This is a genomic window from Novosphingobium aureum (assembly GCF_015865035.1).
GTDB classification, from domain to species: domain Bacteria; phylum Pseudomonadota; class Alphaproteobacteria; order Sphingomonadales; family Sphingomonadaceae; genus Novosphingobium; species Novosphingobium aureum.
In genome coordinates, this window is the sequence record NZ_JADZGI010000007.1 from 35321 (window position 1) to 46522 (window position 11202).

10 protein-coding genes and 1 rRNA gene are annotated in these 11202 nt (G+C 66.7%); 8 read left to right on the plus strand and 3 right to left on the minus strand.

The genetic code is table 11. The features are described from left to right. The first annotated feature begins 85 nt into the window (after nt 1-85). From I5E68_RS19080 to I5E68_RS19110, 7 genes are all read left to right on the plus strand, one after another. Entirely contained in the window at nt 86-1279 is a 1194-nt protein-coding gene (locus tag I5E68_RS19080; protein WP_228727376.1) for a KpsE/RkpR family capsule polysaccharide export protein, read from the plus strand. Further along, complete coding sequence (locus I5E68_RS19085) at nt 1276-2079, plus strand: ABC transporter permease (protein WP_197167198.1); 804 nt, start codon at nt 1276-1278, stop codon at nt 2077-2079. Before I5E68_RS19080 ends, I5E68_RS19085 begins: the two co-directional genes overlap by 4 nt. Continuing rightward, the gene (locus tag I5E68_RS19090) at nt 2076-2723 is read left to right on the plus strand and encodes an ABC transporter ATP-binding protein (protein ID WP_197167200.1); all 648 of its coding nucleotides are present in this window, start codon (nt 2076-2078) and stop codon (nt 2721-2723) included. The genes I5E68_RS19085 and I5E68_RS19090 overlap by 4 nt, the downstream gene beginning before the upstream one ends. Then, complete coding sequence (locus tag I5E68_RS19095) at nt 2710-4395, plus strand: glycosyltransferase family 4 protein (protein ID WP_197167202.1); 1686 nt, start codon at nt 2710-2712, stop codon at nt 4393-4395. Before I5E68_RS19090 ends, I5E68_RS19095 begins: the two co-directional genes overlap by 14 nt. Next, on the plus strand, nt 4392-6071 hold the full coding sequence (locus tag I5E68_RS19100; RefSeq protein ID WP_197167204.1) for a glycosyltransferase family A protein: 1680 nt from the start codon (nt 4392-4394) through the stop codon (nt 6069-6071). Before I5E68_RS19095 ends, I5E68_RS19100 begins: the two co-directional genes overlap by 4 nt. 11 nt (nt 6072-6082) lie before the next feature. After that, nucleotides 6083-6667 carry a tetratricopeptide repeat protein gene (locus I5E68_RS19105; protein WP_197167207.1) on the plus strand — a complete coding sequence of 195 codons (585 nt, stop codon included), beginning with the start codon at nt 6083-6085 and terminating at the stop codon, nt 6665-6667. Between the two features lie 74 nt (nt 6668-6741). Beyond that, entirely contained in the window at nt 6742-7863 is a 1122-nt protein-coding gene (locus I5E68_RS19110) for a polysaccharide biosynthesis/export family protein (RefSeq protein WP_228727377.1), read from the plus strand. 3 nt (nt 7864-7866) lie between these two features. On the opposite strand, the gene I5E68_RS19115 is transcribed toward I5E68_RS19110, so the two are convergent. Genes I5E68_RS19115 through I5E68_RS19125 form a run of 3 tightly spaced genes read right to left on the minus strand, consistent with a single transcriptional unit; the run spans nt 7867 to nt 10501 of the window. Next, entirely contained in the window at nt 7867-8865 is a 999-nt protein-coding gene (locus I5E68_RS19115; RefSeq protein ID WP_197167210.1) for a DUF2891 domain-containing protein, read from the minus strand. Between the two features lie 14 nt (nt 8866-8879). Continuing rightward, nucleotides 8880-9833, minus strand: coding sequence for a DUF979 domain-containing protein (locus tag I5E68_RS19120; RefSeq protein WP_197167211.1), 954 nt, complete (start codon nt 9831-9833; stop codon nt 8880-8882). After that, the gene (locus I5E68_RS19125; protein ID WP_197167212.1) at nt 9830-10501 is read right to left on the minus strand and encodes a DUF969 domain-containing protein; all 672 of its coding nucleotides are present in this window, start codon (nt 10499-10501) and stop codon (nt 9830-9832) included. Before I5E68_RS19125 ends, I5E68_RS19120 begins: the two co-directional genes overlap by 4 nt. Before the next feature lie 602 nt (nt 10502-11103). On the opposite strand from I5E68_RS19125, the gene I5E68_RS19130 reads away from it, so the two are divergent. Then, a 16S ribosomal RNA gene (locus tag I5E68_RS19130) occupies nt 11104-11202 on the plus strand; the annotation flags it as partial.

Consider the following 11202-nt stretch of genomic DNA (forward strand, 5'->3'; position numbering starts at 1 on the left):
CTGGCGACGGGGCAGGCTGGCGGACAGCACCACGATCGGGTCCGTTGTGGTGCGGCTTTCCCTCTTTTTTGCAGGGACCTGCCTGATGCACGAAGGTACCGGCCCGGCCGCGCTCGCCAGACTCCTGCGGCGCCACGCCGGCGCGCAAGGGCGCGCGCAGAGTTCGGCGCCAGCACTCGCGCGGTTGGCTTCGCTGGCCCGCAGGCACTGGCTGGCGGTGATCTGTGTCGTCATCCCCGGATTGCTCGCTGGCGTCTATTTCGCGTTCGTTGCCTCGGACGTCTACATTTCCGAATCGCGTTTCGTGGTGCGTGAGCCGGACAAGCCGGCGGCGACCGGGCTCGGCCTGATCCTCAAGGGCATCGGCTTCAGCAATTCGGGCGACGAACTGATGGCGACGCGCGAATACATCCTCTCGCGCGATGCGCTGGCCGCGCTCGATCGTAAGGGCGGCTTCGAACGGGCCTACCGTCGTCCCGGCGTCGCCTGGACCGACCGCTTCGATCCACTCGGACTGAGTGGGACCTTCGAGGATCTCTACGACTATTACGCCGGTACGGTCAGCGTCGAGCGCGACAGCACCTCGGGTGTCGCCGTACTGCGTGTCCGGGCCTTCACCGGGGCAGATGCGGCGCGCTTCAACCGGCGCTTGCTGGCGATGGCCGAACGGCGGGTCAACGCGATGAACGCGCGCGGGCGCAGTGACCTCGTGCGCCAGGGCATTGCCGAGGTCGAGGTTGCCAAGCGCCGTTCGCTGGCAGCGGCGCAGGCGCTCGGGGCCTACCGCGACCAGCGCCGGGTCGCCGATCCGCAGCAGCAGGGCATGGTCACCTTGCAGCTGGTTTCCAAGCTGCAGGACGAGCTCGTGCGTTCGCGCACAATGCTCGCGCAGGTGCGCGGCCTTGCCCCGGACAACCCACAAATCCCCGTGCTCGAACAGCGCGTTGCGATGATCGCGCGCGAGATCGACCGCGAGATCGCCTCGGTCGCGGGCAGCCCGGCCTCGCTCGCCGCGACCTCGGTAGAATACCAGCGCCTCGTGCTCGAGAGCGAGTTTGCCGACAAGCAACTCGCTGCGGCGATGACGTCGCTCGAACAATCGCGGTCCGAAGCGGCACGCCAGCAGGCCTATGTCGAGACGATCGCGCAGCCCAACCTGCCCGACAGCCCACTCGAACCGCGCCGTCTGCGCGGCATCGTCACCGTGATCGTGCTCGGGCTGGTGGCCTGGGGGATCGTGCATATGGTTCTCGCCGGGCTGATGGAGCACCGCGAATGAGCCGGATGCGTGAGAGGCTTGCGCCGGTGCGCCTGGCCTGGCGGGTCCAGCGCCGGGTACTGGGGGCGCTGCTCCTTCGCGAGATTCTGACCCGCTACGGGCGTCACAACATCGGCTTTGCCTGGCTGTTCATCGAACCGATGGTGTTCACGCTGGGGGTTACCGCCTTGTGGAGCGTCATCCATGCGGGCGAAGGGTCATCGCTGCCGATCGTCGCCTTTGCGCTGACCGGCTATTCGACCGTACTGATGTGGCGCAACATGCCCTCGCGCTGCATCACCGCGATCGAACCCAATCAGACGCTGCTCTACCATCGCCACGTCAAGGTGCTCGACTTCTACGTCGCGCGCATCGCGCTCGAGGCGATCGGGGCGACCGTCTCCTTCGTGCTGCTGGCGCTGTTCTTTGCCTATATCGGCTGGCTCGAACCGCCCGAGAACACGCTCAAGGTGATCTGGGCCTGGATCATGCTGTTCTGGTTCGGGGCGGGGCTGGCGCTGCTTGTCGGGGCGCTGGCCTATCGCAACGAGATCGTCGACCGCATCTGGCACCCGCTCGCCTATCTCACCTTCCCGCTCTCGGGCGCGGCCTTCCTCGTTGACGCGCTGCCGCCGCGTGCGCGCGACCTGCTCTTGTGGGTGCCGATGGTCAATGCGGTGGAGTATTTGCGCGAAGGATACTTCGGTTCGGTTATCCGCGCGCATCACGACATGGCTTACATGGCCGTCTTCAATGCAGGCCTGCTGCTGGTTGCGCTGGCGCAGGTGCGCAAGGTCGCCCGGCGGGTGATTCCGACATGATCGTGCTCGAGGACGTCCACAAGGCCTATCCCATGCAGCATGGCGCGCATTGCGTGCTGCGCGGTGTCGATCTGGTGGTGCGTCCGGGAGAGCGGCTGGGTGTGGTCGGGCGCAACGGGGCAGGCAAATCGACCGTGATCCGTCTGGTCAGCGGGGCCGAGCGGCCCGATCGCGGGCGCATTACGCGCACGATGACGGTATCGTGGCCGATCGCTTTCGGCGGCGCGTTCCAGGGCGCGCTGACCGGGCTCGACAACTTGCGTTTCATCTGTCGGGTCTACGGCGTCGATCCGCGCGACAAGATCGCCCAGGTCGACGATTTCGCCGAACTGGGCCGTTTCCTGCGCGAGCCGGTCAATACCTATTCCTCGGGGATGCGCGCGCGGCTTGCCTTCGCACTGTCGATGGCGATCGAGTTCGACTGCTTCCTGATCGACGAGGTCGTCGCCGTCGGCGACCATCGCTTCACCCGCAAATGCGAGGCGCAACTGTTCGGTGAGCGGGCCGACCGGGCGATGATCATCGTCTCGCACAACCTCGCCTATGTGCAGCGGCACTGCGCGCGCATCGCCTTGCTGCACGATGGCCGGCTCAGCGAATTCAGCGACAAGCAGGAGGTCCTGGACGCCTATGAAGCACTCTAGTTCCACGCTTGCGCCCGTATCCCCTCGCGCGGGCGTCCATCCCGAGGCGCTCCACGATGAGCGGCGCGGGCGTGAAGGTCCGCAGCGGTGCGAGCCCGAAGCTTCGGACTGGCCATCGCCACCGGCGCGCACCGGGCACGAGCGCATGCGGGTGATGGTCGAGATGCGGCCCGCGCTCGAAGGCTTTGCAGGCATTCCCCAGGAAGTGCGCCTGTTGTTTGCCGGACTTCGCCGGATCGACGAACTCGAGGTCAGCGGCATGTTGCAGACCTCGCACCGGATGCTCTCGGGCGGTGCCAGTCCGCGTCAGTTGCGCAGGAACAATCGCTCGCAGCTGCTCAATCGCCAGTCGAAAGTCATCGTTTCGCTGGCAGAAACCCCGTTCGGCCCGGTGATCGACCGCGTCGCGCGCTACTTGCGCCGCAAGCTCAACGCGCTGTTTTTGGTCATTCTCGTGTCAATCGGCCTGGGGCGCATCAGGCTGGGCCATTTCGATTCCCGCCTGTTTCGCGATTTCGCCTGGCGCACGCTCTTCGACAAGACCCTGCCCGACAGCGATTTCGGCACCGTCGCCTCGAGCCGCTTCCGGATCTGCTCGGTGCCCTGGCATACCATGCATCTCGCCGGGCTTTCGACCCTCGCCTGGCGCAAGGTCGCGCTCTACCCCCAGCTGCGCAGCGAGGACGTCGACCTGTTCATCGCCCAGACGCCCTATCCCGGGCGCATTTCGCCGCGCACCCGCATGATCGTGCGCTACCATGATGCGATCCCGGTGCTCTTGCCGCACACGATCCCGGACAAGTCGATCCATCAGGCAACGCATTTCCATGCGCTGCAGGCCAATGTTCGCGCGGGGGCTTGGTTCGCCTGCGTCTCCGAGGCGACACGGCGCGATCTGCTCACCCTCTTCCCCGAGGCCGAGGCCCGCTCGGTGACCATCCACAACATGGTCTCGCCTGCCTATTTTCCGCAGGAGGCCGCGCCCGAGAAAGTGCCGGGCATCATCCGCGCGCGCCTGCACGAAGGCGATGCAGGAAAGGGCGTCTCCGTCAGCCCCGCCTTTCTCACCAATACCGAGCGCGAGAATTTTTACCGCCGCCATCTCGAAGGTGCGACCTTGCGTTACCTGCTGGTGGTTTCGACCATCGAGCCGCGCAAGAACCACAACCGGCTGGTCTCGGCCTGGGAGCGGATTCGCGCTGCGGCCGATCCCGATCTCAAGCTGGTGGTCGTGGGGGGGCTGGGCTGGGACTACCAGCGCACGCTGGCGCGCTTTTCCTCGTGGATCGAGCGCGGCCAGCTGTTCATGCTCAGCGCGGTGCCATCGCCCGACCTCAGGGTGCTCTATCGCAATGCGCAAGTCACGGTCTGTCCCAGCTTCGCCGAGGGTTTCGATTTTTCGGGCGTCGAGGCGATGCGTTCGGGCGGCTGCGTGATCGCATCGGACATCGCGGTCCACCGCGAGGTCTACGACGATGCCGCGCTCTATTTCTCGCCCTATTCCACCGGTGCGCTGGTGGATGTGCTGGCGCGCGCGCTCGAAGGGGAGGCTGGCGAGGCGCGGCGGGCGGACTTGCGCCGCCGGGGCGAAGTGGTCGCACGTCGCTACCTGCCAGAAGCGATCCTCCCGCGCTGGCGCGATTTTCTCCGGCAGATGGGGGACAAGCCATGACCATGAAGATGGCAGTCGCCATGCTCGCCTACGATCGGGCGGATTATGCCGCGCCGGTGCTGTCGTCACTGCAGGCGCAGACCATCGTGGGGGAGCCGCTGGGCGCGCGCTTCGACCTGTGGCTGTTTCAGGATGGCCTGTGTGCGGATGATCCGGCCTCGGACCCGGGCGGGCATGGCGCGATCGCGCGGCTCTTCGCCTCGCAGGGGACGCCGGGGCAGGTGGTGACCCAGTCGGGCAACCTTGGCGTGGCAGGCCACTTCGATGTGGCCGAAAAGCGCCTGTTTCGCGAGGAAGGCTACGACTACGTCGTTTTCTGCGAGGACGACCTAGTGCTCGCGCCCGGCTACATGGCGACCATGGCACTGCTTGCCGAGCGCTTTGCCGAAGATCCGCGGGTGGGCATGGTCTCGGCCAATCCCGGTGACGTCACGGTTGCGCGCGAGGTGCAGGAGGCGCGGCGCCAGGCCTACAGTGCGATGGACCATAACTGGGGCTTCGGCATCTCGCGCAGGTTCTGGGAACGGCGCCAGCCCTTCGTTGAGCATTATCTCGCGCTGATCGGTGAGCGCCCCTATCGCCGCCGTCCGGGGCATCTGGTCACGCAGTGGCTGCGCGCTTGCGGGTTCGATCCGCTCGGGTCGAGCCAGGACTATGCCAAGCAGTGCGCGACCATGGCGCTGGGCGCGGTGCGCATCGCCACCGGCTTCAACCTCGGCCTGCCGATCGGCCGGACCGGGCTGCATTGCCGCCCCGAACTGTTCGAGCGCATGGGCTTCACCCGTACCGTGGTCGCGCGCGGCGCGCCGGTTTCGCTCGCCCCGCTCGATCAGGAAACTTACGCCGAGATCTTCAGGAAGCAGGCGCGCGGCATGGCGCAGATGCCGCGTATCCTGCCCGAAGGGATCGACGAGGAGACGGTGCGCGGCTGGGAAAAGCGGGTCCTCGCCGGCGAAACCGCGCCCGAGCGGGTGCTCGGTGCACACTGGCGTGCACGCATCGACGAGTCGCCAGCGCCGCCCGCCTCCCCGGTGCCTGCCGCGCATGCTCCGCTGGTCTGGTCGGCGGGCGACATTCCGCGCCTCCCGCATATGGAGCCCGAAGGCCTTGCCTTGCTGCGTGAATGTCTCGCACGTGCGAACTGCTATCTCGAATTCGGAGCGGGCGGCAGCACGGTGCTGGCTGCGGCGATGGGACTCGAGGCCATCATCTCGGTCGAATCCGATCCTGCCTACCTCGAAGCCACGCGCGCGGCGGCCGAAGCGGAGGCCGGGGCAGGCGCGGCGGCAGCGATCGCGCCGCATCCGGTGGACATCGGCCCCACTGCGGCCTGGGGCAATCCGGTCGATCCGGGCAAGGCCGCGCGCTGGCCTGCCTATTGCGGATCGGTCTGGCAGCGCATCATTGGTGGAGAGCTGGCCAGTCCCGACCTCATCCTCGTCGACGGGCGGTTTCGCGTCGCCTGCTTCCTGCTCAGCGCGATCAGCGCGAAGCCGGGCACCGTGATCCTGTTCGACGACTACTTCGACCGCCCGCACTACCACGTGGTGGAGACCTGCTTGAAACCGGTCGGGCGCGCCGGGCGAATGGCGCGCTTCGAGGTTCCGCCAAACGAGGAGGCAGGGCTGCAGCGCTGCCTGCCCGAACTGCTCACCCATTCGACGGACTATCGCTGATGGAAGTAACGATGGAAGAGACCGCGCGTGCGGCGATAGTTGCGCAGCTCGGCCTGATCGCCGAACAGATCGCGGTCGATCCCGTCTGGGCAGTGCGGCAGGTCGAGACCGTGGCCGAGGCGGGCCTGCATGACTGGTACCGTGCCGAACGGGGCGAAGTGCCCGGGCGCGGCTCACTCGCGGCGGCCGGTCGCGCGGCGCGCGGCCCTTTCGCCAGTGACTCCGACCGGGCCTTTCATGCCCATGCCCTCGCCGCGAACGAGCAGCTGGCCGAAGCTGCCGTGCACATGGAAAGGCTCGCCGCGCGTGATCCCAGGGCGGACTATTTCCAGTTCCTCGCCAGTGTCTATGAACGTGTGGGCCGCTTGCCCGAGGCGCTAGGCGCGGCGCGGCGCGGGCTGGATGCGAATCCGGGCTCGGCACAGCTCGAGGCCGACCGCCAGCGCATCGTCGTTGCCCTGCAGCGCGCCCGGCTGCGCAGTCCGCCAGCAGCATTGGCCTTGTGGGAAGAGCGGGGCGGAGGAGCCGTGGCAGCGCTCCTGCTGGGGCTTCACTTATGCGCCGGGGCGCTGCGCCGACGGTTCGCAAGCGCGTGAGCCTACAATCACTCCACCCTCGGGCAGTCACGGCACTGGCGCTGGTGCTGGCCAGCCTGCTTCAGGCCGGCTGCATGAGCACATCAGTAGGGCCCTCGCCCTCGCGTGTCATGGCGACAAGCGATGCGGGCGTGATGGATGGCGTGCGCGTGATCGACCTCGACGTCAGCCCCGAACTGTTGCCTCCGCCGCGCCGCTGGCCGCAATTCTCTCAGGCTTTCCCGGAGCGGGAAATGGCGGGCGGCAAGCCTGCACAGGAACAAGACGCGCCCGGAGAGCGGGTCGGGATCGGAGACAGCCTTTCCATCACGGTAATCGAGGCGCCGCCTGCGACCCTGTTCGGGGCCGGTGCAATGCTCACCGAGTCGGGGCTCGCGGGGGCGGGCAGTCAGGCCCTGCCCGAACGCGTGGTCGGGCGCTCGGGCGCGGTCTTCGTGCCCTTTGCGGGGCAGGTCGCCGTGGCCGGTCTCACCACCGAAGAGATCGCGCAAAGCATTGCCGCGCGTCTTTCGGGCAAGGCGCACCTGCCCCAGGTCAGCGTGGCGCTCGTGCGCAATCAGGCCTCCGCGGTTACCGTGGTTGGCGACGTCGCCGAGGCGCGGCGCGTGCCGCTCACCCCGGGAGGGGAGCGCGTGCTCGATGCCATCGCCGCCGCTGGCGGAGCGAGCCAGCCCGTCCACGAGACGCTGGTGCAGATCACCCGGGGACCTCGCGTGGTGGCGATGCCGCTCGACACGGTGATCCGCGATCCTGCCCAGAACGTGCGCCTTCGCCCCGGCGACGTGGTGAGCACCTTCGCGAGGCGCTACAGCTTCACCGTGCTGGGGGCGGCGGCGAAGAGCGGCGAGGTGCCCTTCGAGGCTACCGGCATCACTCTTGCCCGCGCGCTCGGCCGGGTCAGTGGCCTTCAGGATTTTCGCGCAGATCCGCGCGGTCTGTTCCTGTTCCGCTGGGAGGAGCCGGACAAGCGGCTGGCCGACGGGCGCGTGCTGCATCGTGGCGATGCGGGACGCATCCCGGTGATCTACCGCATCGACATGAAGGACCCGGCGACCTACTTCCTCGCCCAGAACTTCGAGATGCGCGACGGCGACCTGCTTTATGTCGCGAATTCGGGAATCTCGGAATTCCGCCAGTTCTTTGCCGTGATCGCCTCGACGGTGCTGCCGGTGGCTGCGGTGCGCAACGGCTTCTGAGCTTCAGGCGCACTCCTCCAGCATCGCCAGCAGCGCAAAACTCGCCAGCCAGTGCTCGCCCATGTAGTCGCCTGCGACATGGGGCAGTGCAGCGTCGAGATGGAGGTTGGCCAGCGACCTGAGCCTGTCGATGCGTGGACCCTTGCCGATTGCCTTGGCGATTCCACGCAGGCACCAGCCCCGGCTGAGGTTGAGCCCGTCGAGATGCGCGATCTTGCCATCGCTGCGATCCGAGACATGGGCGGGGGCGAATCCCTCGCCGAGAAGTCCGTCCACCGGCAGGAAAGCGTCGAACCAGCGCGCAAAGCTTTCGGGCGTCTCGATGCGCGCCATCAGCAGCGCCGCGGTGAGTGCGGGAGAGAGGAATTCGTCGCCACCCGGCTCCCAGCCCCGATAGTCGCGCCTGGCTGCAAAGGTGGCACGCGTCCACTCGGCAATGCCGGTGGCGAGCGCGGGATCGAAGCGCAGCGCCCACTCGTGCGCGAGGATAAGGGCAAATGCCGTGTTGAAATGGGTGCCCACGGTGATCGGGTAGGTCAGGCGCTCGAGGTAGGCGCCCAGCATCGCGGCGAAGCGCCGCGCAAGCGGTTCGAGCCGCGCGGCCCAGTTCCGGTCTGCGTGCCGCGTCGCCTCGAGATGCAGGTAGAGCAGCCAACCCCAGCCATAGGGCCGCTCGAAGCCCCTGGCCAAAGGGCGGTCGAGATAGGCAAGTTCCGCGCCCAGCTTCTCGGACGTGAAGGTCTCTTCGGCCAGCGCGGTGATGGCGCTGGCCTCGTCCATGGCCGGGTAGTGGCGGCGCAAGGTCAGCAGGGTCCACCAGCCATGCACGCAGCTATGCCAGTCGAAGCTGCCGAAGAAGGCGGGGTGCAGCACGCGTGGGGGCAGAACGTCTGCATCGCCCTCCATCACGTGATCGAGCTTGTGCGGATACTCGCGCGCCACGTGGCCCAGCGCGATGCCGGCAAAGCCTGCGGCGATATCCTGGTCGAGGGTCTTGGGCATTGTCCTTGGGTCTTTCATCGAAACGCGAGGAGGTAGATCAGCGCGACGTTGCAAACGAGCAGGGCGAGAGCGGTGCCCGCCTGGGCGCGAATCACGCCGTACTGGTCACGCAGGTCGAGCAGCACGGCGGGCACGATGTTGAAGTTGGCGGCCATGGGCGTGATCAGCGTCCCGCAAAAGCCCGCGAGCATACCGATCGCGCCGATCACGGGGACATTACCGCCGAACTGTACGATCAGCACCGGGATGCCGATGGCCGAGGCCATCACCGGGAAGGCGGCGAAGGCATTGCCCATGATCACGGTGAAGGCGACCATACCGAGGCAGTAGACCAGTACCGAGAGGAACAGGCTGCCCTCCGGGATGACCCGGCTGGCAAGGTCGCCGACGATCTCGCCTACGCCCGCCAGCGCGAATACCCCGCCGAGCGCGGCAAGCATCTGCGGCAGGATCGCCGCCCAGCTGATCGAATCCATCAGCCTGCGTCCTTCTTCGAGCGGGGCGAGCAGCGGCGGGCGCAACCAGACCATCGCGAGCACGAGAGCGAAGAGCACCCCGACCCCCAGCAGCACCAGCGTCTCGCGGCGCGGTTCGATCAGTCCGCTCTCGCCCAGCGGCGTCCAGGTATAGAGCAGCGTGCCCGCGACCGCCGTCACCGGGATCACCAGCGCGGGCACGAAGAGGCGGTTGCCCAGCTTCCCGGCCAGTGCGACACGCATCGCAGGCGACGTGGTCGGCGGATCGCTGCGGCCGATTTGCCCGGTTCCGGCAATCGCCACCAGCGCCAGGACCAGCACGCCGTTGGCGAGGTCGGACAGGTAGGAGCCGAAGAAGAAGCTCCCTGCGAGCAGGCCCCAGAAGGCGGCGTTGCCCCAGCGCTTGCCGTTGCTGCGATCGCGCAGGCTGAGCACGGACCAGGCCGCAAAGGCGATACCCGTCAGGATGTAGAGCCATTCGAGCGTGATCATCGGCGCACGCTCCCGAGCTTGCGATCGAAGGCGAGCAGCCGGCTGCCATGGATGGCGAAGGCACAGATCGCGGTCGGGATCGCCCAGACCGAGAGCTGGAGCGGGGTCAGTGCATAGCCATGGGTCTCGAACACGCCCTGGATCAGCAGGATCGAGGCAATCGCGAAGAAGATGTCCTCGCCGAAGAACAGCCCGACATTGTCGGTGGCCGCAGCCATCGCGCGCACTCGCTCGCGTTCGCGCGTGGTCAGGTCGGCATGGCTGCGCTCGGCAGCGGCCTCGGCCATTGGGGCGACGAGCGGACGGACCGTCTGCGGATGGCCGCCGATGTCCTTCATGCCGAGTGCTGCGGTGATCTGGCGAAACACGAGGTAGAGTACGAGCAGCCGGCCCATAGTCGCGCTCTCGACCTTTGCGATCAGCGTGCGGGCACGCTCCTGCAGGCCGTGGCGTTCGAGCAGTCCGATGACGGGGAGCACGATCCAGGTCACCGAGATGTAGCGGTTGTCGTTGAATGCCTTGCCCAGCGCCTCGATCACCGCGAGCGGATCCAGTCCGCCGAGCACACCTGTGACGAGCGCGCTGAGCGCCACGACCAGCAGCGGATTGAAGCGCAGCGCGAATCCGACGACGACGAGGGCAATGCCGGCGAGCGGCCAGTAGTTCATGAAAGCTCCATCATGGCTTGGCGACACCTGTGCGTACCGCGAGCACGTAACTTCGCCCGCGGTACGGCTCCGTCACGCAGGTGAATCGGGGCGTGGCGATCCTCGCAGGGAAGCGCTGGGGCGCAAGCGGCAGTTTGGAATTGGGCGCTGGCCCGACGGCTCGTCGTCGCAAAACAACGGAATTCCACGAGTGCGACATTTTTTTGAAAAAGGGGTTTGACCGAATCAGAATGGTCCCTTAGAGGGCCTCTCACCGCAGCGGAACACTCCGAAACACACGGAAAACCGGGGCGGTCGCCAAGATAGACGGACAGCTTGTCCCCCGGGTCGCAAGAAACGGGGAGGGTAGGTTGTCCGCCAGTTTCCGTCTCGGGAGCTGAGGTTTTGGTGGTCTTTGACATTGTCGGTATTTGATGAAGGGACATGTGGGCGACGGCGCCTGCTCCCGGGGCTTCAGGGCCCGGGGTGGCAGTTAATAGTCGTTACCCGATACATGTCCTTACGTAACCATACGTTTAGATATGTGCAGGGTAATTGACCCCTGAATTAATTTTACGTCAGGTGGCGGACCTTATGGTTCGTCCTGTTGTGAGATTGGACCCAAACTTGAGAGTTTGATCCTGGCTCAGAACGAACGCTGGCGGCATGCCTAACACATGCAAGTCGAACGAAGCCTTCGGGCTTAGTGGCGCACGGGTGCG